This is a genomic window from Variovorax sp. P5_A3, assembly GCF_056400665.1.
The window spans coordinates 88,899-113,232 of record NZ_JBFUKW010000007.1; the positions used below are offsets into that span (position 1 = coordinate 88,899).

The window sequence follows — 24,334 nt, forward strand, 5'->3', positions numbered from 1 at the left end:
GGCGCGCGTATGAGCACTCCGCTTGATCGCGCGCCGGTTTCGGAGCGACCTGTGTCATCCACATTTCCTGCAAGTGCCAATCCGCTCGACCTGGCAGGCGAGCGCGCTCGCGCGACCGCGAGCCCGCCGCCTGCCAAGCGTCCGCGCACCGGCGCCGCCACCGATCGTCTGTTCGGCTGGGCCGCCAAGGGCGCCGCGCTGCTGACGCTCGCGATGCTGATCGGCATCCTCCTGTCGCTGCTGGTCGGCGCCTGGCCCGCCATCTCGAAGTTCGGCCTCGGCTTTCTCACCAGCAGCGTGTGGGATCCGGTGCAGAACGAATACGGCGGCCTCGTGATGATCTACGGCACGCTCGCGACCTCGCTGATCGCGCTGATCATCGCGGTTCCGGTCAGCTTCGGTATCGCGCTGTTCCTCACCGAGATGTCGCCGTCTTGGCTCAAGCGCCCGCTCGGCACGGCGATCGAACTGCTCGCGGCGGTGCCGTCCATCGTCTACGGCATGTGGGGTTTGCTGGTGTTCGGGCCGATCCTGTCCACTTTCGTGCAGCAGCCGCTGCAAAAGCTCTTTGACGGCGTGCCTTATCTGGGCGCACTGGTGTCCGGCCCGCCCGTGGGCATCGGCATCCTGTCGGCCGGCATCATCCTCGCGATCATGATCATCCCGTTCATCGCCTCGGTGATGCGCGACGTGTTCGAGGTGACGCCGCCGCTGCTCAAGGAATCGGCCTACGGCCTTGGTTCCACCACCTGGGAAGTGGTCTCGAAGGTCGTGCTGCCCTACACCAAGGCCGGCGTGATCGGCGGCATCATGCTCGGCCTCGGCCGTGCGCTGGGCGAGACGATGGCCGTCACTTTCGTGATCGGCAATACCAACCAGCTCAATTCGCTGTCGCTTTTCGAGGCGGCCAACAGCATCACCTCGGTGCTGGCCAACGAGTTCGCCGAGGCGGGTGCGGGCTTGCACCAGGCATCGCTGATGTACCTGGGCCTGGTGCTGTTCTTCATCACCTTCGTCGTGCTCTCGCTGTCGAAGATCCTGCTCATGCAGATGCGCAAGAGCGAGGGGACCAAATCGTGAGAACCGCCGAACGACTCCTGAGCGCCAAGGCGCTCGACGAGACCCGCGCAGCGAAGTTCGCGGTTCGCAAGCGCGTCAACTTCATCGCCCTGACCCTATCGATGGCCGCGATGGCCTTCGGCGTCTTCTGGCTGGTATGGATCCTCTGGGAAACGCTGCGCCAAGGCGTGGGCGGCCTGACGATCGCGACGCTCACCGAAATGACGCCGCCACCCAACGAGGTCGGCGGCATCGCGAATGCGATCTTCGGCTCGCTGGTGATGGTGATGCTCGCCACGTTCGTGGGCACGCCGATCGGCATCATGGCCGGCATCTACCTGGCGGAATACAACCCGAAGGGCTGGTTGTCGAACATCGTGCGCTTCGTCAACGACATCCTGCTGTCGGCACCGTCGATCGTGATCGGCCTGTTCGTCTACGCGGTCGTCGTGGCGTATTTCAAGTCTTTCTCGGGCCTGGCAGGCGCTCTGGCGCTGGCACTGATCGTGATCCCGGTCGTGATCCGAACGACCGAGAACATGCTGCAACTGGTGCCCCCGGGCCTGCGCGAAGCAGCTTACGCACTGGGCACGCCGAAGTGGAAGGTCATTCTGAGCATCACCCTGCGCGCCGCACGCGCCGGGGTGGTTACGGGCGTGCTGCTGGCCGTGGCCCGCATCGCGGGTGAAACCGCGCCGCTGCTCTTCACCGCGCTCAGCAACCAGTTCTGGACGTCGAACCTGACGCAACCGATGGCCAGCCTGCCGGTGACGATCTTCAAGTTCGCGATGAGCCCCTACGAGAACTGGCAGCAATTGGCCTGGGCCGGCGTGTTCCTGATCACCGTCGCGGTACTGGGGCTGAACATCCTCGCGCGAATCCTCACGCGCAACAAACTCTGAAGAAGAATATGCCAACCACTATCGCTCAGCCGACCCGCGCGAAGATCTCCGTCAAGGACCTGAACTTCTACTACGGCAAGTTCCACGCCCTCAAGGGAATCAATCTCGAGATCCCCGAGAACAAGGTGACGGCTTTCATCGGCCCGTCGGGCTGCGGCAAGTCGACCTTGCTGCGCACCTTCAACCGCATGTTCGAGTTGTACCCGGAGCAGCGTGCCGAAGGCACCATCGCGCTGGACGGGGAGAACCTGCTGACCTCGAAGCAGGACGTGGCGCTGATCCGCGCCAAAGTCGGCATGGTGTTCCAGAAGCCGACGCCGTTCCCGATGTCGATCTACGACAACATCGCTTTCGGCGTCAAGCTGTTCGAGAACCTGAGCGCTTCCGAGATGGACGACCGCGTCGAATGGGCGCTCAAGAAGGCGGCCCTCTGGACGGAGGTGCGCGACAAGCTGCAGCAGAGCGGCTCGGGCCTTTCCGGCGGGCAACAGCAGCGCCTGTGCATTGCGCGCGGGATCGCGATCAAGCCCGAAGTGCTGCTGCTCGACGAACCGTGCTCGGCGCTCGACCCGATCTCCACCGCGAAAATCGAAGAACTCATCGCGGAGCTGAAAAGCGAGTACACCGTAGTCATCGTGACCCACAACATGCAGCAGGCGGCCCGTTGCAGCGACTACACCGCCTACATGTACCTGGGTGACCTGATCGAGTTCGGTGCGACGGAGGAGCTCTTCTTCAAGCCGAAGCGCAAGGAAACCGAAGACTACATCACGGGCCGTTTCGGCTAAGGAGATCGCATGACCGAGAAGCACCTTTCCAGCCAGTTCGACAGCGAACTCAACACGGTCTCGTCGCGCGTGATGGAACTCGGCGGCATGGTCGAGGCACAGATCCACCAGGCCGTGTATGCGCTGCAGCAGTTCGACCCCGAGACGGCCGACCGCGTCATGGAAACCGAGAACCGCGTCAATGCGATGGAGATCGAGATCGACCGCGAGCTGTCATCGATCATCGCCCGCCGGCAACCGACCGCGCGCGATCTGCGCCTGCTGATCGCGATCTCGAAGACCACGGCCAACCTGGAGCGCGTGGGCGACGAGGCGAACAAGATCGCACGCATGGTCAAGTCGATCATCGAGAGCGGTTCGGCCCGCGCGCTGCCGTCGACCGAGCTGCGCATCGCCGCGGACCTGGCTTCGGGCCTGCTGCGCAAGGCGCTCGACGCGTTTGCGCGCCTGGACACGGCCGCAGCGCTGTCGATCCTGAAGGACGACGACCTGATCGACAAGGAGTTCGACGGCTTCGTGCGCAAGCTGGTCACCTACATGATGGAAGACCCCCGCACGATCTCCGCGAGCCTCGACCTGTTGTTCCTGGCCAAGGCGATCGAGCGCATCGGCGACCACGCGAAGAACATCGCGGAATTCATCATCTACATCGTGAAGGGCGCCGATGTGCGGCACACCTCGATGGAGGACATCGAATCGGCGTTGCAGTGACTCGCCCCCAGGCTGCGCGCACTTCGTGTCGCTTCGCCTACCCCCTGACCGGGGGCAACACCGGCGGACCGGCGGAGCCGGATCCGCGGTGTTTCGCGAAACGCGCCGCACGGGAAATGGAATCGAAAGAGAATTTGAGGATTCATGAAGAAACCCCGCATCCTGATCGTTGAAGACGAGTCCTCGATTGCCGAGTTGATCGCCGTCAACCTTCGCCACAACGGTTTCGAGCCGATCTGGGCCGAGGATGGCGCCTCGGCGCAGCGCGAGATCGATGCCTACCTGCCGGACCTGGTGCTGCTGGACTGGATGCTTCCGGGCCAGAGCGGTCTGCAGCTGGCGCGCCAATGGCGCAAGGATTTGCGCACCAAGTCGTTGCCGATCCTCATGCTGACCGCGCGCGGCGACGAGCCCGACAAGGTCGCGGGCCTCGACGCCGGGGCCGACGACTACATCACCAAGCCGTTCTCCACGCAGGAGATGCTGGCACGCATTCGCGCGGTGCTGCGCCGTCGTGCGCCCGAAGCCGTGACCGAGCGTGTCGAGATCGGCGAGTTGGCGCTGGACACCGCCACGCACCGCGTGACCTGGCAAGGTACGCCACTGAAGGTGGGGCCGACCGAGTTCAAGCTGCTCGGCTTCCTGATGCAGCATGCCGAGCGCGTGCACAGCCGCGCGCAATTGCTCGACAAAGTGTGGGGCGACCACGTCTACATCGAGGAGCGCACGGTCGACGTGCACGTCAAGCGGCTGCGCGAATCGCTCGGTCCGGCCGCGGCGATGGTCGAGACGGTTCGCGGCGCCGGTTACCGGCTGACGGCCCAAGCCACTGTCTGAGAGACCGCGCCGGCCGACAAGACCGGGCGGGATAATGGGTTGGCATGCCGTTTCGTATCGCAACTTTCCTGATGGCCTCCCTCCTGGGAGGCGCCTGCGCCGGATCAATCCTGGGGTGGCGCTCCGTGTGGCTCGGTGCATGGCTGGGGGCCGTGCTCTGGCTGGTGATCGACGCCTGGCGCGCGCGCCGCTTGCTGGAGGTGCTTCGTGCCGATGCCTCGGGGTTGCCGTCCCGCGGTCCCGGCGTATGGGGCGAGTTGGCCGAACGCATCCGCAAGCTTCTGCGCGCCAGGGAGCAGCAGACCAAGCAGGCCGAGGAGCGGCTGCAGGAGTTCCTGGCAGCCATCCAGGCATCGCCCAATGGCGTGGTACTGCTCGACGAGCAGGGGCGCATCGAGTGGTGCAACCAGACGGCAGCCGGCCAGTTCGGTATCGATGCGGAGCGCGACCTGCTTCAGCACATGGCCAACCTCGTGCGCGATCCGGCTTTCGTGGCGTACCTGGCCTCGTGGAACTACAGCCGTGATGTCGTCATCGACGCGCCTTCGCATGGGCAGGCCCATCGCAGCCACCCGGCACGGCTGTCGGTCCAGGTACATCCCTACGCGGGCAATCGGCGCATGCTGCTCACCCGTGACATCACGTCGCTGGAGCAGGCCGAAGCGATGCGGCGCGATTTCGTCGCGAACGTCTCGCACGAGATCCGCACGCCGCTCACGGTGCTTGCGGGCTTTGTCGAAACCTTGCAGAACCTGCCGCTCGACGCCGAGGAGCGCTCCCGCTATCTGACGCTCATGGGGCAGCAGTCGCACCGCATGGAGACGCTGGTCAACGACCTGCTGACCTTGTCGAAGCTCGAAGGCAGCGCCGCGCCGCCACCGAGCCGATGGACACGCATTCGCGCGCTGATGGCGCAGTGCGAGGACGAAGGGAGGGGCCTGTCTAGCCGCCTGTCTCCGCAAGGCCATCGACTTTCGTTCTCGATGGAAGGCGACTCCGAGATCGCCGGAGCACCGACCGAATTGCAGAGCGCCATGTCCAACCTGTTGAGCAACGCCATCCGCTACACGCCCGGCGGCGGCGAGATCAAGGTGGCCTGGCGACTGCTGCCCGACGGCCGGGGCGAATATGCGGTGCAGGACAGCGGCCCGGGAATTGCCGCCGAGCACATTCCTCGGCTGACAGAGCGCTTCTATCGGATCGACCGAAGCCGCTCGCGTGAAACCGGCGGGACCGGATTGGGGCTGGCGATCGTGAAGCACATCGCGCAACGCCACGGTGCCGAGTTGCGCATCGAAAGCACCGTAGGGAAGGGCTCGCGCTTCGCGCTCGTCTTCCCCGTCACGCGGCTGCGGCAGGGCTCCGCGCTCAGCGCCGTCGCCTGAGCGTCGACACCAGCAGCGCAAGGAACAGCATCGCGGTGATCGCGAGCGCCAGTGCGCTCATGAGCCAGAAGGCGAGGGGCGACTGCATCGCCGGCCAGGGACCGATCCCGCGATAGGCCAGCAGGTAGCTGCCGCCGAGTCCCACGCCCCAGAGCAGCGTGCAATAGAGGATCAGCGGCATCACCGTGACTCGGTAGCAACGCAGGACGAAGACGCACAGCGTCTGCAGCGCATCCGCCAGGTGATAGAGGGCTGTGGTCAGCAGCAGCGTTGCGCCGAGGGCGACCACGGCCGGATTGCCGGAGTAGATGCCTGCGAGTTGCCAGCGCAGCAGTGCCATCAATGCGGCGAAGAGCAGCGCAAAGAACATCGTCAGTTCGAAACCCTTCAGGCACGCCCCGCGCGCCCGGACGGCATCGCCGGCCCCGAGCCAGAAGCTGACCCGAGCGCTCGTGGCGATGGCGAGCGAGAGCGGCATCATGTAGGCGACTGCCGTCAGGTTCGACGCGATCTGGTGCGCGGCCGCTGCGGCAGTGCCCAGCCGCGCAATGAACAGGGCCATCAGGGTGAATGAGGTCACTTCCACCAGCACGGCCAGGCCGGCGGGGACACCGAGCCGGGCGAACTGGCGAATCTGCGTCCAGTCGAAGACCTCGATCCGTTGCCAGAATCGGTATTCGCGATAGAAAGTCTGATTTCGCAGCAGCCAGATCGCGGCGGCCAGCATGGTGTAGTTGACCGTCAGCGTGGCCCAGCCGCAGCCCACCAATCCCATCGCCGGCACGCCCGCGCCGCCGAAAGTGAACCAGATCGACAGCGGCAGCTTCAGGCCGAGCGACGCCAGTTGCAGCCAGGTCACGAGTTGCGGCTTTCCCAGACTCTGGTTGAGCGTACTGAACAGGCGGAACAGCAGCGCCGGCGGTAGTGCGAAGGCCAGAATGCGCAAGTAGGCTTCGACATCGGCGCGCATGCTCTGCGGCACTTCGGTCCAACCCAGCATCGGCGCGGGAAAGAGCAGCACGGCCATGCCGAGCACGATCGTGATGCCGCACAGGTAGAGCGATTGCCGAACAGACCGTCCGACCTCTGCCGTGCGCTGGGCGCCATGGAGTTCGGCCCATACCGGCAGCAAGGCCTGCAGCACGCCCATCAGGGACACATAGACGCTGATGAAGATCGCCGAGCCGACCGAAAGGGCCGCCAGCGCGCCTTCGGCGTAGCGTCCGGCCACGATCGTGTCGGTGACGCCGAAAGCCATCACGGCCAACTGGCCGACCAGGACCGTTGCGGCGTGGCGCACGATCACACGCCTTTCGCTAACCACCTGTGGGCGCAATCCGCTGGAAGAGGAGCAGGTCGTCGCTTGCACTGGTCGGCCGACGGAAGGTGCCGATGAGGCGCCAGCGCTCGAGGTTCGCGATGTTGTGCAGGTATCCGACGCCGTCAGGGCCGACGATCAGCCAGGGGCAGTTCGCGCCTCCCTCGGGCAACAGGGGCGTCAGGTTCAAATTCCCATGGTGCCGGAGCGCTGCGACGTGTGGACGGCTGAGCGCCAGGGTGGAGACGCAGGCAGGTTGGCCTATCCGGTCGGAAATGACGCGCACTTGTGGCGCGTAGCTGAGGGCATGGTCCAGCGCCGGCAGCCAGAGCGTGGTGCCGAGGAGCCAGCACAGCGCCGCACCGCCTGCGGGCAGGACCAGCGTCTTCCAGAGCGCGGCGCGATGACGACCGGTCCGCCACCGCACGAGCCAACCCCAGGCGATCGTGGCAGCCACGGCGAACATGAGCGTGAGCCAGGAGAAGGACGGCACGAAGCCGGGTACGAGCCGCGTCAGGCTGGCGGCCATCTTGGGCGGGTAGCCGGTCTGCAACGCGATCCAGTAGCCCCAGATGATGACGGCGGTGCCGCTGAAGAACAGCAGCGTGAACCAGTCGATCAGCGCCGAGACGCTGCGCCGGAGGGTCGGCAGTGCGAAGGCGGCCAACGTCGCAAACGCGGGGAGGGCGAGCAGCAGAGACCGCTCGGAGAAGCTGGTGGTCCAGGTGGCAAACAGCGGGACGAGGGCAAACCACAGCGGAAGCGCGACGTGCCGCGCGGTGAGCTGATGGCGCCAGCGCCAGATTGTCCAAACCGTGAGCGGCCAAGCCGGCCAGGTGAACCAGAGGAGCAACTTCGCCTGGCTACGCAGGTCGGCGATGAGGCGAATGCCGGGGCGGCCGCCGGGGAGTGCGATCTTCCACTGCAACAGGCCGAGCCCGATGGACAGCGCAGCAGTCAGCAGTGCGACACCAAAGACCGTTGCGATCGCGCCCGCGGCGTACGTGGGCTCGGCATCCTGCGTTTCGTCGGCGCTTCCGCCACGGCGCCGTTCCAGCAACAGGATCGCCACGCAGCCGAAGCCCAGCATCGACGCCACCGTGGGACCGCCGCTCAGCGCCAGGCCGATCGCGCCGGCGGTCAGGGAGATGAACGCGCCGGTGCGCCGATAGGGCAGCGCTGCGACGCCGAAGAACATCAGGGAAGTGAAGAAGAGCTGCGCGAGTGCCGGGGTGGTCTCGTGTCCGAGCTGTGCCAGGCCGAGGCAGGCAATCAGCGCCAGCAAAGCGCCGTCGGCGATGGCACGCGCGTAGTCCGTCGGGAGCGCCTCGCCACCGAAGGCAAACGCCACAGGCTGCGCGCGGGGTGTCCGGGCCAGGTAATAGACGGCGTACCACGTGGCGGTGAACGCGCCGGCCAGCAGCATGGCGAAGGCGATGCGAACGGCGAGGTCGGGGGTGACCCATGCGGGCGCGATCTTGATCGCCCAGGCGCCGATCCAGTACGGGATCAGTGCGGGTGTTTCAGGCCGCCATCCGAGCAGTAGCGGATCGAACCAGCGCGCAATGCCTTCGGTGCTGTTCGCGAGTTCGGCCATGTAGCCGAAGGCCGTGATATCGGCGCTCTTCCACGGGCCCCGCCCCAGCAGTCCGGGCATCAGGTACGCCGCGCAAAGCAGAAGCAGCGCGATGCGCGGCAATCGGCGCACGGCGCTCTGGGCAACGATCGCGGGCGTTGGCTGGTTCAACGGGGGAGAACGGGATGGTCAGGAGGAAAGAAAAAAGGGCAGCGCGGTAAACCGGGCTGCCCTCGACGCGGAAGCGCCTTCCTTACTTGGAGGCGGCGCCGGTGGTCTTGCCGAAGCGATTGCGGAACTTCTCGACGCGACCGCCCATGTTGTCGACCGACTTCTGCGTGCCAGTGTAGAACGGATGGGATTCGCTCGAGGTATCGAGCTTGAACAGAGGCAGTTCACGACCGTCGTCGGTGGTGCCCATTTCCTTGGTGTTCGCGCACGAACGGGTCACGAACTTGAAGCCGTTCGACAGGTCGACGAACAGAACTTCGCGGTAGTTCGGGTGAATGCCTTCTTTCATGGTCTTTCCTTTGGTCGATGCGAGAGCCACAAACCCCGAAAGCCACGGATCGGCCGGGTTGTCCCGAAGGGGATGACACGGCACGGCGCCGTGTTGCACTTTTCGCTAAGCCCGCAATTATCGCATACTGGGGCTTTTCAGCGCCAGAGAGACCGCCAACATGCCACTTCGTACCTTGCGCGCCGGTCTTGTGGGTTACGGATTCGCAGGCCAGACCTTCCATGCCCCCATCCTCTCGGCCGTAGCCGGCCTCGAATTGGCGGCGGTGGCAAGTTCTCAACCGGGCAAAGTCCATTCGGATTGGCCGGGCGTGGACGTTGTCCCGGACGTCGAGGCATTGTTGCGTCGAACCGACATCGATCTGGTCGTGATCGCAACCCCGAACGCCCAGCATCACCCGCTGGCAAAGGCCGCGCTCGCTGTCGGAAAACATGTGATCGTCGACAAGCCCTTTACGCTCGACGCGACCCAGGCGCGCGAACTGGCAGGGCTGGCCCAGCAGAACGGCCGGTTGCTGTCTGTCTACCAGAATCGTCGTTACGACTCGGACTTCCTGACGCTGCGCGACCTGCTCGCCGGCGGCGAACTGGGTCGCCCGGTGTATTTCGAGTCCCATTTCGATCGCTATCGCCCGCAGGTGCGCGAGCGCTGGCGCGAACAGCCAGTACCCGGAGCGGGCCTTTGGGTGGACCTGGGTTCGCACCTGGTCGACCAGGCGATTCAATTGTTCGGCAGGCCCGACACCTTGCAACTTGATACCGCGACCCTGCGGGATGGAGCGCTGGTCGACGACTACTTCCACGCCGTGTTGCGCTACGAGAGTGGTCCGCACGCGCCCTTGCGGGTGGTATTGCATGCAACCACGCTGGCCGCGCACGCGGCGCCTCGCTACATCGTGCATGGCACGCGTGGCAGCTATATCAAGCGGGGAGTGGATCCGCAGGAAGATGCTCTGCGCGCCGGCGGCCGTCCCGGCGATGCGGATTGGGGCGCAGACCCTATCGACGGAGAACTCACTGTGGTACGCGACAATGGCCGCGTTCAGACGCGAGCCGTGCCTACATTGCCGGGCAGCTACGTCCGCTACTACTCGGCAATCCGCGATGCGATCCATGGAGAGGGCCCGAATCCGGTGACGCCGGACCAGGCGGTCGAGCTCATGGAACTGCTCGACCTGGGACGCCAGAGCGCGACGGAAGGCCGGGCCCTGGCGGCGCGCTGACGTCGTCGCCAGCGCAAGGAGGCGATCAGCCTCCGCGACGCATCATGTCGAAGAACTCGACATTCGTCTTCGTCGCCTTCATGTTCTTGAGCATCAGCTCCATCGCCTCGATCTCGTCCATGTTGTACATGAGCTGGCGAAGGATGCGCGTCTTCTGCAGGATCTCGGGTGGCAACAGCAGTTCTTCGCGGCGCGTGCCGCTGCGATTGAGCTGGATCGACGGGAAGACGCGCTTCTCGTAGAGACGACGGTCGAGGTGGATTTCGGAGTTGCCGGTACCCTTGAACTCTTCGAAGATCACTTCGTCCATGCGGCTGCCGGTGTCGATCAGCGCGGTGCCGATGATCGTGAGCGAGCCGCCTTCTTCCACGTTGCGCGCGGCGCCTAGGAAGCGCTTGGGACGCTGCAGTGCGTTGGAGTCGACACCACCGGTCAATACCTTGCCCGAGGAGGGCACTACGTTGTTGTAGGCGCGGGCCAGGCGGGTGATCGAGTCCAGCAGGATCACCACGTCCTTCTTGAGTTCGACCAGGCGCTTGGCGCGCTCGATCACCATTTCGGCGACGTGCACGTGACGGGCGGCCGGTTCGTCGAAGGTCGACGCGATGACCTCGCCCTTCACCGTTCGCTGCATTTCGGTCACTTCTTCAGGCCGTTCGTCCACCAGCAGCACCATCATGTGTACTTCGGGATAGTTGGCGCTGATCGCGTGGGCGATGTGCTGCATCATCACCGTCTTGCCGCTCTTGGGCGGGGCGACCAGCAGAGCACGCTGGCCTTTGCCGATCGGCGCGATGATGTCGATGATGCGGCCGGTGATGTTCTCCTCGCCCTTGAAGTTGTCGCGCTCCAGCCGCATCAGTTCCTTCGGGAACAGGGGCGTCAGGTTCTCGAACATCACCTTGTGCTTGTTCGCTTCGGGCAGGCCGTCGTTGACCTTGTCGAGCTTGGTCAGCGCGAAATAGCGTTCGCCGTCCTTGGGCGTGCGCACTTCGCCTTCGATCATGTCGCCGGTGTGCAGGTTGAAGCGACGCACCTGGCTGGGCGAGATGTAGATGTCGTCCGTGCTCGCCGTGAAGCTGGTGTCGGGACTGCGCAGGAAGCCGAAGCCGTCCGGCAGGATTTCGAGCACGCCGTCGGCAAACACCTGCTCGCCGGCCTTTGCACGCTTCTTGATGATCGCGAACATCAGTTCCTGCTTGCGCATGCGGCCGACGTTTTCGATCTCAAGGGCTTCGGCCTGCTTGAGGACTTCGGACACGTGGAGTGCCTTGAGTTCGTTTAAGTGCATGGAATGACCCCGTGCGGGGAAATCTGTCAAAACCAGGAGGGGGAGGTTTGGGAAGAGGCGAGAGATGCCTCACAAACCGGGGAACTCGAACCGGGTACCTGAATGGGCCGGTGATCTGTGGGGAATTATGACAGGAAAAAAGAAGAAGCTGCCCGCGCGTTGCGCGCAGGCAGCATGGGAACGCTCAGGCCAGTTGCTGATCGATGAAAGCCGTGAGTTGCGCCTTGCTCATCGCACCGACCTTGGTGGCGGCCAATTGGCCATCCTTGAACAGCATCAGCGTGGGGATTCCGCGGATACCGAACTTGGCAGGGATGTCGCGGTTTTCGTCGACATTCATCTTGGCGATCTGCAGTTTGCCTTCATAGGTGTTGGACACCTCGTCGAGGATCGGCGCGATCATCTTGCAGGGGCCGCACCATTCAGCCCAGTAGTCCACCAGAACGGGCTTGCCGGACTTGAGCACGTCGGCTTCGAAAGAAGAGTCGGAGATGTGTTTGATGAGGTCGCTGGCCATGGATGTGTCCTTCTGCGCGGAGAGTTTCGGTGCAGCTAAAGTGCGGGTCATTGTGACAGAAACCAAGTGCCGGCGTGGCCGGCGCCCAAGCTATGGCCCCGATAGCCAAAGCCATCCCAAATACACCCCATGCAATCTTCTGAGCGCCATCCGGCGCACGCGCTCTGGTGCGATCCGGGCCAGGGCATCGTCGGCCGCATTTCGAGCGTTCTCGCCGAACGAGGGCTTCACGCGGCGCGGACCGTGGTGCTCGTCCCCTACGCGCAACTGATGCCGGTGGCGCGCGCCATGTGGGCGGCGCACGGCGGCCCGGGGTTCGCCCCGCGCTTCGAAACCACGCGCAACTGGGCGCGCAGCGCGGGTGGCTTCACGCCGGGCGTCGACGACATCGCCTTCGACATGGCGCGCGACCTGTTGACTGCACAGTCCTTGCTGGCCCGCACGGGCTTTGCGGCATCGCGCAACGCGCTGGCGGGGCGGCTGGTCGAGATCGTGCTGCAACTTGCGCCGCTGGCCGCGGCCGAGCATCCCGACGAACGCGCGGCGTGGGCCCAGCGCATAAGCGACATCGTCGGCGCCGGCAAGGGCTCCGAATGGTTCGACATCGAAAGCGCGCTGAACGGTATCGCGCTGGCCTGGGCATCCACCTCCGGCTATGCCACCGACGTGCTGCTCGCGGGCAACGCTCTGGCACAGGTCGACCTGCTGATCGTGCTCGACGGCCTCCAAAGCGATCCGCTCACCCGCAAGCTCGCCGCCCTGATGGGCGAACGCGCGTTGCATCTTCCGCTCGCGACGCTGAGCGCGCCGGCCTGCGTGGCCGATCTGCACGCAGCGGCCGACCCCGAGGACGAGGCGGAGCGCGCGGCGGCTTGCGTCCTGCGTCACCTGTCGGAAGACCGCGCGCCCGTCGCCCTGGTCGCAACTGACCGTGCACTGACGCGCCGCATCAGCGCGCAACTCGCGGCGCATGGCGTTGTTCCCCACGACGAGACCGGCTGGAAGCTGTCCACCACCCGTGCTGCGGCGAACCTGATGAGTGCGCTGCGCGCCTGCGCCCACGACGCCAGCAGCGACCAGGTGCTCGACTGGCTCAAGGCGGCGAGTGCCTTCGATGGTCGTGCCGTCCTGGGGCTCGAGGCGCGCCTGCGCGATCGTGGTCTGCGTGACTGGCGCGGTTGGTGTTCGTGGGTCGCTGCCAGCGAGAAGCCCGCCGATGCGAGTCTCTTGCGTTTGACGGAAGCCGTCGAGGCACTGAGAGCACCGCTTGTCCGGACGCGGCCGCTCGGCGAATGGCTGCAGGCGACGAGGACCTTGCTCGACGCCGCCGGCCAGTGGTCCGCACTGGTGGGTGATGTGGCCGGCATCGAGGTGATCGCCGCGCTCTACCTGGACGCCGACGAAGGCGAGATTCGCGGCACGCGCTGCACACTGGCCGAGTTCACCGCCTGGGTGCGCGATGTGCTCGAAGCTGGTAGTTTCGTGTTGGCGCCATCGAACAGCGAGGCGCCGCAGGTCGTGGTCCTGCCCCTGCACCAGTTGCTCGGTCGTGCCTTCGCAGCCATCGTCGTGCCGGGTTGCGACGACCAGCGCTTGCCTGCCTCCCCCGAGCCGCCGGGTGACTGGAACCCCGCGCAACGCGCTGGCCTGTCGCTGCCATCGCGCGAGGATCTCGAAGCCGCACAGCGCGCGGCATGGGCCGTCGCGATGCGCGCGCCGCGCTGCGATGTGCTGTGGCGCCAGTTCGACGCGAGCGGCGAGCCGGTGCGGCCGAGTCCGCTCGTACAGATGCTGCATCTCGACCATTCGGCGGCCGAGGCCACCGATCCTCGCCTCGCCGTGCAGGTCGAGGCACGGCCCACACCGCATCCGCAGCCACATGGCGACGCGCTCGTGCCCGCCAGCCTGTCATCGACCGCCTATGAGGACTTGCGGCGTTGTCCCTACCGCTTCTTCGCCTTGCGCCAGCTCGGCCTGCGCGACAGCGACGAACTCGATGCCGAGATCGACAAGCGCGATTTCGGCAACTGGCTGCATGCCGTTCTCGGCCACTTCCACGAAGCCCTGAAGGATGCTCCGACCACCGATCTTCCGACCCGCCGGGCGATGATGGCCACCGCTGAATCACTGGCGACCCGCGAGTTCGGCCTGTCGAAGGCTGAATTCCTTCCCTTCGCCGCGGCCTGGCCAGCGGTGCGCGACGGCTACCTGTCCTGGCTGGCCGGACACGAGGCCGGCGAAGGCGCCGTGTTCGTCGAATCCGAACCCTGGAAGGAAGTACCGCTGGGTACCGTGAAGCTCATCGGCCGACTGGACCGCGTCGACGCCACGCCCGACGGCAGGGCCTTCGTGATCGACTACAAGACAGAGTCGGCCGACAAGACCCGCGAGCGCGTCAAGGACCCGACGGAGGACACGCAGCTTGCCTTCTACGCAGCCCTGTTTCCCGACGACAGCTTGCGCGCGGCCTACGTCAACGTCGGTGAAAAGGCATCGGGCACGCACACCTTCGAGCAGCCTGAGATCGTCGCCGCACGCGATGCGCTCGTGGCGGGCGTGATGGACGATCTGGCACGCATCGGGCAGGGCGCGCCGTTGCCCGCGCTGGGCGAAGGGCAGGTCTGCGAGCACTGCGCGGCCCGCGGCCTCTGCCGCAAGGATTTCTGGGAAGTGACCGAATGAGCGCTGCCATGACTGCCGCAGCCTACGAACACAACGGTGTGCACGTCGCGCGCGAGCGCTTCTATGCCATCGCCTGTGATCCCCGCCGATCGGTTGCGGTCGAAGCATGTGCGGGTGCCGGCAAGACCTGGATGCTGGTGTCGCGCATCATTCGCGCCTTGCTGGAGGAAGGCGAGGGCGCCTGCGCGCCCCACGAGATCCTGGCCATCACCTTCACCAAGAAGGCTGCCGGCGAAATGCGCGAGCGCCTCGACCAATGGCTTGAAAAGTTCGCTGGGCAACCAGCGGCCGAGTTGGTGCCGGAACTGGTGATGCGTGGGATGGACCCGTCGGCCGCGGAGGCAGCAGCGCCACGCCTCCAGGGCCTCTATCGGGACCTGCTCGAGCGCGGCCGGCCGGTGCAGTTCCGAACCTTCCATGCGTGGTTCGCCGGCTTGCTGCGCAGCGCGCCGATCGCAGTGCTCGAACGCCTCCGACTGCCCGCCAACTACCAACTGCTGGAAGACGACGCCGAGGCGCGCGCGCGCGTCTGGCGCCCCTTTTATTCCGCCGTTGCCGCCGACGAGGCCGCGTCGGCCGACTACCATGCGCTCGTCGCGACGCACGGTCGTTCGCAGATCGCCAAGGCGCTGGACGAGGCCCTAACGCGCCGCGTGGAGTTCGCACTCGCGGATGCCCGTGACGCAGTCGATGCGGCAGTGACACCCATGGGCCTGATGTACCCCGCCTTCGAACGCGCGGAATCGCCGGATGACATCCTGCTTCGTGACCCCGCATGGCGCAGCGTGATGCTGGCCGCGGCCCGCGCGCTCGGCCGCGCGAGCGCCCCGACCTTTTCGCGGCGGGGCGTCGAACTCGAGCAGGCCATGACCGAAGGCCATGCGGCCGGCGTGCTCGATGCGCTGCTCACGCAGAAGGGCGAAGCGCGCAAGTTCAGCGAGAAGCTCGTCGGCCTCGATGACGTACGCGCCGCGCAGGAGCGCGCGTTGCAGTTCTGTGCAGCGAAGGCGCAGCACGAAGCCTGGCTCCACCAACAGCGCATGGCCCGGCTCACTCGGCTGCTGAACGCCTGCTTCGCCGAAGTCAAGACCGAGAACGGCTGGGTCGACATGAACGATGTCGAACAGGCAGCGCACCTTCTGCTCGGCAATGCGGAGCTGTGGGGATGGGTGCAGGAGCGTCTCGATGCGCGCGTGCGGCATCTGCTGATCGACGAGTTCCAGGACACCAACCCCTTGCAGTGGCAAGCCCTCAACGGCTGGCTCGGGAGCTACGCCGGCGCCGGCGGGCGACGGCCGGGCGTGTTCATCGTCGGCGATCCGAAGCAGAGCATCTACCGATTCCGGCGGGCCGAGCCGCAGGTGTTCGTCGCGGCAAAGCAATTCGTCCAGCAGGGACTGAATGGCGACTTGCTGAACTGCGACCACACGCATCGCAATGCACAGGCTGTTGTGGGCCTGGTCAATGCGGCGATGCAGGATGCCCAGCAGGCCGGCGAGTTCAGCGGATTCCGCGACCACACGACGGAATCGCGCGTGCCGGGGCGGGCGCGGAAGTTGCCGCTGATTGCGCGGGATTCGATAGGGGACGCCAGCGCGGCCGACCACGCGGCTGCCAGTGGCGACGGCATGCTGCCCTGGCGCGACAGCCTGACCACTCCGCGCGTCCTGCCGGAAGAGCGCCTCCTGCAAAAGGAGTGCGAACAGGCAGCGCGCTGGATCGCCGAGCGCATCGCGGGCGGCCTGGCGCCGAGCCAGGTCATGGTCCTGGCGCGCAGGCGCAGCCGATTGGCCGTGCTGCAGGACGAACTGCGCAAGCTGCACGTCGCCGTGCAGCAGCCGGAGAAGAACGAGCTGAACGACGCGCCCGAAGTGCAGGACGTCGTCGCGCTGGTCGACGCGTTGGTGTCTCCGGACCACGACCTGTCGCTTGCGCGCGCGTTGAAATCGCCCTTGTGGAGCATCGATGACGATGCGCTGGTGCAACTCGCACTGCGCCAGCGCGCGGGCCGCGCGAGTTGGTTCGACTTGCTGCAGTCGCCGGACTGGCAAGGGCCGCTTGCAGGCATCGGCCCGCGTCTGCGTCGGTGGCAGCAATGGCTTGCCGCGTTGCCGCCGCACGATGCGTTGAGCGCGATCTTTCATGACGGTGAGGTACTGTCGAAGTTCGCCGCGGCCGCACCGGCCGCGCTGCGTGCGAGCGTGCTCGCCAACCTGCGCGGCCTGCTCGCAGCATCACTCGAACTCGACGGTGCCCGTTTCGCGACGGCCTATGGCTTTGTGCGCGCGATCCGTGCCGGCGGCGTTCGCGCGCCCTCGGTCGCGGTGGCCGATGCCGTGCAACTGCTGACGGTTCACGGCGCCAAGGGGCTCGAAGCCGAAGTCGTGCTGCTGCTGGACACCGACGCATCGGCACAGCGCGCGCAAACCATGGGCGTTCTCGTGAAATGGCCCGGCCATGCCGCCGCGCCGGAGCGCTTCGTGTTCATGGCGAGCGAGAAGAATCCACCGGCGTGCACGGTCGATGACCTCGCGCAGGAACAGGCGGCACGCCATCGTGAGGAGATCAACGCGCTCTACGTGGCAACGACGCGCGCCAGGGGCGAATTGGTTGTCTCTGCCGTGGCCGCCGCGCGCCCGAACCCCCAGAGTTGGTGGGCCCGGCTGGAGCCGCGCTGCGAACTGGTTGACGACGTTCCGGAGACGGCCCCTGCGGTCGCGACCCGGGTTCCTTCCACGTTTCAGATGCTGTGCTTGCCGGAAGTCATGGCGACAGCAGCGGCGCAACCTGTCGTGCGCACGACGGTCGACGTCGACACGCGTGCCTCGGCCATGGGGCAAGCAATGCATCGACTGCTCGAATGGGCGAAGCCGGGCGCCGCGTTGCCGGCCGAGCACGTGCGCGCTGCCGCACGCGAGTTCGCGCTAGACCTGCAGGCCACGCGGGCCGCAGCCGCTCTGGCGCAGCGCATTCGCGCCGGACAAGGCGCGTGGGCGTGGGACATGGCTGCGCTCGACTGGCAGGGCAACGAGGTCACGCTGATCCACGACGGGCAGACACTGCGCATCGATCGCCTGGTCCGCCATCGCGAAAGCGGTGCATGGTGGGTGCTCGACTACAAATCTGCCGCACGGCCCGAGCGCGACGCCAGCCTGATCGCGCAACTCAACCGCTACCGCGACGCGGTGCAAGACGCCTACCCTGGTGAAACGGTACGCGCTGCGTTCCTGACCGGGCAAGGCGAACTGGTCACACTCGAATGAAACAAGATCAACATGTCGCCGTCGTCGGTGGCGGACCCGCAGGTTTGATGGCGGCGGAACTCCTCAGCGCGCAGGGCGTGCAAGTGCATCTCTACGACGCCATGCCTTCCGTCGGGCGCAAGTTCCTGCTCGCGGGGCGCGGCGGCTTGAACCTCACGCATTCGGAACCCTTCGACAACTTCGCCGGCCGCTTCGGCGATCGCCGCGCGCAGATCGAGCCGCTGCTCCAGCGCTTCGGACCCGATGCACTGTGCGAATGGGCGCACGGACTTGGGATCGAGACCTTCGTGGGTACCTCCGGGCGCGTGTTTCCGAAGGACATGAAGGCCGCGCCGCTGCTGCGTGCGTGGCTGCATCGCTTGCGCCAGGCCGGCGTGCAATTTCACATGCGGCACCGATGGCTCGGCTGGGCTGATCCATCGCAGCCAGCGACGACGCTGAGTTTCACCAGTCCCGCAGGCGAAGTCGTGGCGTCCTACGACGCCGTCATCCTTGCGCTCGGCGGGGCGAGTTGGTCGCGTCTGGGCTCCGATGGGGCGTGGGTGCCGTGGGTCTCTGCGCGTGGCGTGGACGTGGCGCCACTGGCGCCGTCCAATTGCGGCTTCGACCTGCAGTGGACGCCGTTCTTTGCCGAGCGCTATGCGGGCATGCCTTTCAAGTCGGTGGCGATCTCGTTCACGGACGCGCGAGGGCATCGCTTTCAGCGCAAAGGCGAATTCGTTGCCACGGCGACTGGCGTCGAAGGCAGCTTGATCTACGCGGCCTCGGCGTTGCTGCGCGACGAGATCGCATCCAACGAAAGCGCCACGTTGCAGCTCGATCTGCTGCCTGATCGCAGCGCCGAGCAAGTGCGCGCCGCCGTATCGCATCCGCGAGGCTCGCGTTCCGTCGCCAGCCACCTGAAGAGTCGACTTGGCCTGGAGGGCATCAAGACCGGCGTTCTGCATGAGGTGCTCACGCGCGACGACATGCACTCATCCGAGAAGGTGGCCGACACCATCAAGTCCGTGCCGCTTCGGCTGCTGTCGCCGAGGCCCATCGACGAGGCCATCAGCACCGCGGGCGGCGTTCGTTTCGATGCCCTGGACTCGAACCTGATGAGCACAGCGCTGCCCGGCGTGTTCTTCGCGGGCGAGATGCTCGACTGGGAAGCGCCGACTGGCGGCTATCTTTTGACCGCATCGATGGCCAGCGGCGCAGCTGCCGCACAGGGCGTTCTGGGTCGATTCGGCTAGCACATTCAACGCCATGTGTACTTATGGTTGACGTGCATTTTTTCACGTTGACGATGACAATTTGCGGTCCTCTCAGTGGCACCCCCCACCATGTACCCGCAAGTCGATATCAAGAAGATCAGAGACGGCTACTTCAACTACGGCGTGAGCATCGGCAACGCCGACGAGTGCTACGCGCGACTCGGGTTGTGCTCGATTGCCGAATGCCTGCATGACGCCGCCACGGCGCTCGGCACTCATTTTCCGATTGCAGCCGTCAGCTATGAGGGGCGCGCGCTCGGTTGCTATCACGTGGCGAACATGGAGCACAAGACCTTGGCGCTCGCAGCCATGTTGACCGACAAGTTGCTTCGTGCGGAAGCGATCAGCCAATAGAAGCAGAAGCGGAAGAGCCGACCGGGCTGCCGACGACTTCAGCGCACTTGCCAGTGACGCGCTGTCGTGGCGATGACCTGCGCCGCATGAACCCTCAGATGGTCGCCTGGCTCTTTGTCCTGCGCGACTGGAAACGGCCAGGATGAGCGCCTGGCGACGTTCGGCCGCGGTGTGAATGGGAGCACCCGCACGGCGGCCAATGTAGGGATGGAAGGGTTCATTCTGTCGCCTCGATGTCGTTCTTGGGGACGATGAATTCTACTGGAAATACTGTATGCGCATCCAGTATTTCAGGGCGCACAAAAGCAGGCGCCGCGACAGGGGGCGACGGGTTCAAAAGAGAGGAAATCGGGGCACTTGGCCCCTCAAGGCGCGTGAGTGTTGAAACTCACGGCTTCTGAATGTTGGGTTGACGAGCCTTACCCCCGGCACTGACTACGCAGTTAGGGCTGCTTGGTTCCCCACCTGACCCGGTTGGCCACTTCACCATGCGGGGAGGCCCGTCAGACGCGATTGTAGGCGACTCGATTCACCAAACCAGCAGCGAGGTCTCCAGCGTCGCATCGGCGTAGTACAGACGCACGCCGACCTGGTAGCTGCGCCCCTTCAGCAGCCGCATGCTGACCTTGGCATTCAGGTCGGTGCCGCTGTCGTCAGCGCCCGCGATCTGCACATTACCGGTAGGCGTGACCTCGAACAGCACCAGCACCGTGTCGGAGGTGCCGAAGGTGCCGATGTTGTAGGTGCGGGTGCGGGTCGGCACGAAGTCGAAGGTGCGTGTCTCCCCGGCCTTGAGCTTGAGCAGTTGCGAGAGCCCCAGCTTCAGCGCCGAAGTGCTGGGTGCCCGCACGCCGGGGTAGGACTCGACCACCCAGGCCTTGTCCGCGTAGGAGAGTCCGCCCTTGGGCGTGAGCCCGGCCTTGTACTTGGCGGGAGCATCGATAAGCCCCGGGTCGAACTGGTATTCCATGACCGAATCGGGATCCCACGTGGTCCCCTTGATCTCCGACACCGGGATCTTGCGCAGGATGTTCCAGTCGATCTGCTGCTGGTCCCAGTTGTTGGGCGGCCCTGAAAAGTAGTCGAGCACGGCCTGGCGGTTCCACGTGATGCCGGCGTTGGGGTTCTGGTGTTCGTGTTCGAGTCCGATCGTGTGGCCGATCTCGTGCAGCGCCGTATCGTGGCCGTAGTCGGTCGTGAGCGCCCAGCCGAAGTTCATCGTGCGCTCCTGCGGCGACTTGGTGCCGAGCACATCGCGGCCCACGAAGGACCAGGACCCGTCCTGCGGATCGAAGCCGATTCGTACCATCGCGTCTTCAGGCGCATCCACCTTGCGGAAGCTGATGCCGATGCCCAGCTTGGCCCACGCCTCGAACGAGGTACCCACGACGCCGATGTCGGCCGGGCTGCCCTGCCATGCCGCGGGGACCGGATCGCCACGCTTGAAGCAGTAGTACGTGATCTGCGTGCCGTTCACCCATTTCTTGCTCGCGGCCATGATGGCACGGACGCGACCCGCGCCGACGCTGGGGTCGAACTGGCGGATCGTCTGCACGGGCTGTGCGCAATAGCGGCGCGGACCTGCATCGCCAGCCTGCCTGGTTTTCTTCGCCGCGGCGGTGCCTGCGGCTTTTCGTGGCGCAGTGGGCATATCGGTCTCCTCGATGGTGTTTTCATGCTAGACGCGAGGCGCGCGAATTCCATCTGCAAGATGGCCTAGCCCGGCGCGGGGCCGGGTCCGGCGCCGACCCTAAAATGCGCCGATGGCCTATCTCGTGCTCGCTCGCAAACACCGTCCCAAAACCTTCAGCGAGATGGTGGGCCAGGAACATGTCGTCCAGGCGCTCGAGAACGCGCTGACCTCGCAACGGCTGCACCATGCCTATCTGTTCACCGGGACGCGCGGGGTCGGCAAGACGACCGTGTCGCGCATCCTGGCGAAGTCGCTCAACTGCCAGGGGCCGGACGGGCAGGGCGGCATCACCGCCGCACCGTGCGGCATATGCCAGGCGTGCAGGGACATCGATGCAGGCCGTTTCGTCGACTACACCGAGCTGGACGCGGCGTCGAACCGCGGTGTCGACGAAGTGCAGGCGCTGCTGGAGCAAGCGGTGTACAAGCCGGTGCAGGGTCGCTTCAAGGTCTTCATGATCGACGAAGTGCACATGCTCACCGGCCACGCGTTCAACGCGATGCTGAAGACGCTCGAAGAGCCGCCCGAGTACCTCAAGTTCGTGCTCGCCACGACCGACCCGCAGAAAGTGCCCGTCACGGTGCTCTCGCGCTGCCTGCAGTTCAACCTGCGGCCGATGGCACCTGAGACCGTCCTCGAACATCTCACGCGCGTGTTGCAGACTGAAACGGTGCCGGCCGAGCCGCTGGCACTTCGCCTGATTGCGCGCGCCGCGCGCGGGTCGATGCGCGACGCGCTGTCGCTCACCGACCAGGCGATCGCCTTCGGCAATGGCGAGTTGCTCGAAAGCGGCGTGCGCCAGATGCTCGGCAGCGTCGATCGCGGGCATGTGTTCCGCCTGATCGAGGCGCTGGCGGAGGGCGACGGCAAGACGGTCGTCGAGACCTCCGAGGGACTGCGCCGGGACGGCCTGTCCGCCGCGTCCACGCTCGAGGAAATGACGACCGTGCTGCAGGCCATGGCCGTGTTGCAGGCCGTGCCCGCGCGCGCCGAAGCTGGCGGCACGGATCCGGAAGCGGCAGAGACTGCGCGTCTCGCCGGCTTGATGCCCGCAGACGAAACGCAGCTTCTCTACAGCCTCTGCCTCCATGGCCGAGGCGAACTGGGGCTTGCCCCGGACGAATACGCGGCGCTCACGATGGTGCTGTTGCGCCTCCTGGCGTTCAAGCCCACCGGCGCGGCCGGCGCGGAAAAAAAAACTCTGAATGAAGCACATCGGCCTGTGGCGGAAACGCCGCGTGCCGTACCAGCACAAGTCGCCCGGCCGGTCGCCACGCCGGCCGCTTCGATCGCAGAGCCTGCGGCCTCCGCTACACCGCCGGGGCATCGTCTGCCCGTCGTCGAAGCGCCTTCTCTGGCGTCGTCTGCATCGCCGAGGCCCGCCCCCGCCGACGAAACAGTGCCCGCTCCAACCAAAGTGGTCGCGATGCAGGTTCGCGTGCAACCTCCCGCCGGTGCGCGCGAGAGCGAGATCGTTGCCACCTCGGCTCCGATCCCGCCGAGCGAAGAGGGCGATTTCTGGCACGCGACCGTCACGCAACTGGTCGCAGCCGAGGCCATCGCGGCACTGGCACGCGAACTCGCGCTGCAATCCCAATTGGTGGCCCGCGACGTCGACCAGTGGCTGCTGCGCGTCGAGCGCGAATCGCTCAACCAGACCGGCAGTCGGGAGAAGTTGCAGAACGCGCTCGCGAGCCTGGGCCATGGCGTCAAAATCGCCATCGAGATCGGTGCTGTCGTCGACAGCCCGGCGCGTCGCAACAAGCAGGCGGCGGACGAGCGACAGCGCGTGGCCGAGGAAGCGATCCGCAACGACCCGGACGTGCAGTCGATGATGCGCGACTGGGATGCGCGGATCGTTCCGGGGACGCTGCGACCCGCCTGAGTTTCATTCATCCATTTTTCAACGATCGACAGGACCAACGATGTTCAACAAAGGACAACTGGCCGGCCTCATGAAGCAGGCGCAGGCAATGCAGGACAACCTCAAGAAGGCGCAGGAAGAACTGGCCACCATCGAGGTCGAAGGCGAATCGGGTGCCGGCCTCGTGAAGGTCGTGATGACGTGCAAGCACGACGTCAAGCGCATCACGATCGATCCCAGCCTGCTGGCCGATGACAAGGACATGCTCGAAGACCTGGTGGCTGCCGCCTTCAATGCCGCGGTGCGCAAGGCCGAGGAGACCAGCGAGCAGAAGATGGGCAAGCTCACGGCGGGCATGCCAGGCCTTCCGCCCGGCATGAAGCTGCCGTTCTGACGCGCCGTCTGGCCTGACGTGGCGGATTCCAGCTCGCTCGATGCGCTGGTCGAGGCACTGCGGCGCCTGCCTGGCGTCGGTGCGAAGTCGGCCTCGCGCATGGCCTTTCATCTGTTGCAGCACGATCGTGCGGGCACGCAGATGCTGGCGCGCGCGCTGGAGCAGGCGGCCAGCAATGTCCGGCATTGCGAGCGCTGCAACACCTTCACCGAAGCGGCGATCTGCAGCGTCTGCCAGGATGCTCGCCGCGACGCGACCAAGCTGTGCGTGGTCGAGACGCCCGCCGACCAGGCTGCGCTCGAGCGCACCGGTGCGTTTCGCGGGTACTACTTCGTGCTCATGGGCAAGCTCAGCCCGCTCGACGGCATCGGGCCCAAGGACATCGGCCTTGCGAAGCTGTTCGAGCGCGCGCTCGACGGCACCGTCAGCGAAGTGATCCTTGCCACCAACTTCACTGCCGAAGGCGAGGCCACGGCCCATGTCATCGGCGAGGCGCTCAAGCAGCGCGGCTTGACCGTGACGCGGCTTGCGCGCGGGGTTCCGGCAGGCAGCGAGCTCGAATACGTCGACCTCGGCACCATCGCGCACGCGTTGGTCGATCGGCGCTGACCGGAACCTGAGCGAAAAAAGCATCGCCATCGCAAGGATGACGGTGGTCTTCGTGTTTACGTAAAAACCCGCACGGGATGTTCCCGATGCAGG

20 protein-coding genes and 1 other RNA gene are annotated in these 24,334 nt (G+C 65.7%); 14 read left to right on the forward strand and 7 right to left on the reverse strand.

Translation table 11 applies throughout. The features are described from left to right. Window positions 1–9: 9 nt before the first annotated feature. From pstC to phoR, 6 genes are all read left to right on the forward strand, one after another. Window positions 10–1,080: a phosphate ABC transporter permease subunit PstC gene (pstC, locus tag AC1D3B_RS12795; RefSeq protein ID WP_478191042.1), complete on the forward strand. Its 1,071-nt coding sequence runs from the start codon at window positions 10–12 to the stop codon at window positions 1,078–1,080. Beyond that, window positions 1,077–1,961: a phosphate ABC transporter permease PstA gene (gene pstA, locus AC1D3B_RS12800; RefSeq protein ID WP_478191043.1), complete on the forward strand. Its 885-nt coding sequence runs from the start codon at window positions 1,077–1,079 to the stop codon at window positions 1,959–1,961. The genes pstC and pstA overlap by 4 nt, the downstream gene beginning before the upstream one ends. 8 nt (window positions 1,962–1,969) lie before the next feature. Further along, on the forward strand, window positions 1,970–2,749 hold the full coding sequence (pstB, locus tag AC1D3B_RS12805; protein ID WP_478191044.1) for a phosphate ABC transporter ATP-binding protein PstB: 780 nt from the start codon (window positions 1,970–1,972) through the stop codon (window positions 2,747–2,749). Between the two features lie 9 nt (window positions 2,750–2,758). Next, window positions 2,759–3,460, forward strand: coding sequence for a phosphate signaling complex protein PhoU (gene phoU / locus AC1D3B_RS12810; protein ID WP_478191045.1), 702 nt, complete (start codon window positions 2,759–2,761; stop codon window positions 3,458–3,460). Between the two features lie 144 nt (window positions 3,461–3,604). Beyond that, a complete protein-coding gene (gene phoB / locus AC1D3B_RS12815; protein ID WP_478191046.1) occupies window positions 3,605–4,297 on the forward strand; it encodes a phosphate regulon transcriptional regulator PhoB in 693 nt (230 codons plus the stop codon). 44 nt (window positions 4,298–4,341) lie between these two features. After that, entirely contained in the window at window positions 4,342–5,682 is a 1,341-nt protein-coding gene (gene phoR, locus AC1D3B_RS12820) for a phosphate regulon sensor histidine kinase PhoR (RefSeq protein WP_478191047.1), read from the forward strand. On the opposite strand, the gene AC1D3B_RS12825 is transcribed toward phoR, so the two are convergent. From AC1D3B_RS12825 to AC1D3B_RS12835, 3 genes are all read right to left on the reverse strand, one after another. Beyond that, window positions 5,666–7,006 carry an MATE family efflux transporter gene (locus tag AC1D3B_RS12825; protein WP_478191048.1) on the reverse strand — a complete coding sequence of 447 codons (1,341 nt, stop codon included), beginning with the start codon at window positions 7,004–7,006 and terminating at the stop codon, window positions 5,666–5,668. The two genes, phoR and AC1D3B_RS12825, sit on opposite strands and share 17 nt — an antisense overlap. Continuing rightward, window positions 6,999–8,747 carry a hypothetical protein gene (locus AC1D3B_RS12830; RefSeq protein ID WP_478191049.1) on the reverse strand — a complete coding sequence of 583 codons (1,749 nt, stop codon included), beginning with the start codon at window positions 8,745–8,747 and terminating at the stop codon, window positions 6,999–7,001. Before AC1D3B_RS12830 ends, AC1D3B_RS12825 begins: the two co-directional genes overlap by 8 nt. A gap of 82 nt (window positions 8,748–8,829) precedes the next feature. Then, complete coding sequence (locus tag AC1D3B_RS12835; protein ID WP_028253870.1) at window positions 8,830–9,096, reverse strand: type B 50S ribosomal protein L31; 267 nt, start codon at window positions 9,094–9,096, stop codon at window positions 8,830–8,832. Window positions 9,097–9,256: 160 nt separating this feature from the next. Here AC1D3B_RS12835 and AC1D3B_RS12840 point away from each other — a divergent pair, with 160 nt between their 5' ends. Then, window positions 9,257–10,318 (forward strand): oxidoreductase, encoded by a 1,062-nt coding sequence (locus AC1D3B_RS12840; protein ID WP_478191050.1) that lies wholly within the window; start codon window positions 9,257–9,259, stop codon window positions 10,316–10,318. 25 nt (window positions 10,319–10,343) lie between these two features. Here the strand turns inward: AC1D3B_RS12840 and rho are convergent, their stop codons facing one another. Beyond that, window positions 10,344–11,609, reverse strand: coding sequence for a transcription termination factor Rho (gene rho, locus AC1D3B_RS12845; protein ID WP_478191051.1), 1,266 nt, complete (start codon window positions 11,607–11,609; stop codon window positions 10,344–10,346). 184 nt (window positions 11,610–11,793) lie between these two features. Further along, window positions 11,794–12,126 (reverse strand): thioredoxin TrxA, encoded by a 333-nt coding sequence (trxA, locus tag AC1D3B_RS12850; RefSeq protein ID WP_028253873.1) that lies wholly within the window; start codon window positions 12,124–12,126, stop codon window positions 11,794–11,796. Between the two features lie 129 nt (window positions 12,127–12,255). On the opposite strand from trxA, the gene AC1D3B_RS12855 reads away from it, so the two are divergent. The 4 genes from AC1D3B_RS12855 to AC1D3B_RS12870 all read left to right on the forward strand — a co-directional run bounded on the left by AC1D3B_RS12855 (window position 12,256) and on the right by AC1D3B_RS12870 (window position 19,681). Then, a complete protein-coding gene (locus AC1D3B_RS12855; RefSeq protein WP_478191052.1) occupies window positions 12,256–14,808 on the forward strand; it encodes a PD-(D/E)XK nuclease family protein in 2,553 nt (850 codons plus the stop codon). Window positions 14,809–14,816: 8 nt separating this feature from the next. Continuing rightward, entirely contained in the window at window positions 14,817–18,071 is a 3,255-nt protein-coding gene (locus tag AC1D3B_RS12860) for a UvrD-helicase domain-containing protein (protein WP_478191053.1), read from the forward strand. Beyond that, window positions 18,068–19,306, forward strand: coding sequence for a TIGR03862 family flavoprotein (locus tag AC1D3B_RS12865; protein WP_478191054.1), 1,239 nt, complete (start codon window positions 18,068–18,070; stop codon window positions 19,304–19,306). Before AC1D3B_RS12860 ends, AC1D3B_RS12865 begins: the two co-directional genes overlap by 4 nt. 90 nt (window positions 19,307–19,396) lie before the next feature. Then, window positions 19,397–19,681, forward strand: a complete 285-nt coding sequence (locus tag AC1D3B_RS12870; RefSeq protein WP_478191055.1) for a hypothetical protein — start codon at window positions 19,397–19,399, stop codon at window positions 19,679–19,681. 408 nt (window positions 19,682–20,089) lie between these two features. On the opposite strand, the gene ffs is transcribed toward AC1D3B_RS12870, so the two are convergent. Together ffs and AC1D3B_RS12880 are read right to left on the reverse strand one after the other, a co-directional pair. After that, window positions 20,090–20,186, reverse strand: an RNA gene (gene ffs / locus AC1D3B_RS12875) — signal recognition particle sRNA small type. Window positions 20,187–20,210: 24 nt separating this feature from the next. Next, on the reverse strand, window positions 20,211–21,332 hold the full coding sequence (locus AC1D3B_RS12880) for a M12 family metallopeptidase (protein ID WP_478191056.1): 1,122 nt from the start codon (window positions 21,330–21,332) through the stop codon (window positions 20,211–20,213). A 112-nt stretch (window positions 21,333–21,444) separates the two neighbouring features. Between AC1D3B_RS12880 and dnaX the strand changes: the two genes are divergently transcribed. From dnaX to recR, 3 genes are read left to right on the forward strand one after another with little or no spacing between them, the layout of a single operon-like run. Beyond that, the gene (gene dnaX, locus AC1D3B_RS12885) at window positions 21,445–23,259 is read left to right on the forward strand and encodes a DNA polymerase III subunit gamma/tau (RefSeq protein WP_478191057.1); all 1,815 of its coding nucleotides are present in this window, start codon (window positions 21,445–21,447) and stop codon (window positions 23,257–23,259) included. 40 nt (window positions 23,260–23,299) lie between these two features. Next, complete coding sequence (locus AC1D3B_RS12890) at window positions 23,300–23,632, forward strand: YbaB/EbfC family nucleoid-associated protein (RefSeq protein ID WP_012747441.1); 333 nt, start codon at window positions 23,300–23,302, stop codon at window positions 23,630–23,632. 18 nt (window positions 23,633–23,650) lie between these two features. After that, window positions 23,651–24,241: a recombination mediator RecR gene (gene recR / locus AC1D3B_RS12895; protein ID WP_478191058.1), complete on the forward strand. Its 591-nt coding sequence runs from the start codon at window positions 23,651–23,653 to the stop codon at window positions 24,239–24,241. The last annotated feature ends 93 nt before the right edge of the window (window positions 24,242–24,334 follow it).

What these genes read in the sequence shown, in the direction of transcription:
- pstC (WP_478191042.1), top strand. Translation starts at nt 10, where the DNA reads ATGAGCACTCCGCTTGATCGCGCGCCGGTTTCGGAGCGACCTGTGTCA.
- pstB (WP_478191044.1), top strand. Translation starts at nt 1,970, where the DNA reads ATGCCAACCACTATCGCTCAGCCGACCCGCGCGAAGATCTCCGTCAAG.
- phoU (WP_478191045.1), top strand. Translation starts at nt 2,759, where the DNA reads ATGACCGAGAAGCACCTTTCCAGCCAGTTCGACAGCGAACTCAACACG.
- phoB (WP_478191046.1), top strand. Translation starts at nt 3,605, where the DNA reads ATGAAGAAACCCCGCATCCTGATCGTTGAAGACGAGTCCTCGATTGCC.
- phoR (WP_478191047.1), top strand. Translation starts at nt 4,342, where the DNA reads ATGCCGTTTCGTATCGCAACTTTCCTGATGGCCTCCCTCCTGGGAGGC.
- AC1D3B_RS12835 (WP_028253870.1), bottom strand. Translation starts at nt 9,096, where the DNA reads ATGAAAGAAGGCATTCACCCGAACTACCGCGAAGTTCTGTTCGTCGAC.
- AC1D3B_RS12840 (WP_478191050.1), top strand. Translation starts at nt 9,257, where the DNA reads ATGCCACTTCGTACCTTGCGCGCCGGTCTTGTGGGTTACGGATTCGCA.
- rho (WP_478191051.1), bottom strand. Translation starts at nt 11,609, where the DNA reads ATGCACTTAAACGAACTCAAGGCACTCCACGTGTCCGAAGTCCTCAAG.
- trxA (WP_028253873.1), bottom strand. Translation starts at nt 12,126, where the DNA reads ATGGCCAGCGACCTCATCAAACACATCTCCGACTCTTCTTTCGAAGCC.
- AC1D3B_RS12855 (WP_478191052.1), top strand. Translation starts at nt 12,256, where the DNA reads ATGCAATCTTCTGAGCGCCATCCGGCGCACGCGCTCTGGTGCGATCCG.
- AC1D3B_RS12860 (WP_478191053.1), top strand. Translation starts at nt 14,817, where the DNA reads ATGACTGCCGCAGCCTACGAACACAACGGTGTGCACGTCGCGCGCGAG.
- AC1D3B_RS12865 (WP_478191054.1), top strand. Translation starts at nt 18,068, where the DNA reads ATGAAACAAGATCAACATGTCGCCGTCGTCGGTGGCGGACCCGCAGGT.
- AC1D3B_RS12870 (WP_478191055.1), top strand. Translation starts at nt 19,397, where the DNA reads ATGTACCCGCAAGTCGATATCAAGAAGATCAGAGACGGCTACTTCAAC.
- AC1D3B_RS12880 (WP_478191056.1), bottom strand. Translation starts at nt 21,332, where the DNA reads ATGCCCACTGCGCCACGAAAAGCCGCAGGCACCGCCGCGGCGAAGAAA.
- dnaX (WP_478191057.1), top strand. Translation starts at nt 21,445, where the DNA reads ATGGCCTATCTCGTGCTCGCTCGCAAACACCGTCCCAAAACCTTCAGC.
- AC1D3B_RS12890 (WP_012747441.1), top strand. Translation starts at nt 23,300, where the DNA reads ATGTTCAACAAAGGACAACTGGCCGGCCTCATGAAGCAGGCGCAGGCA.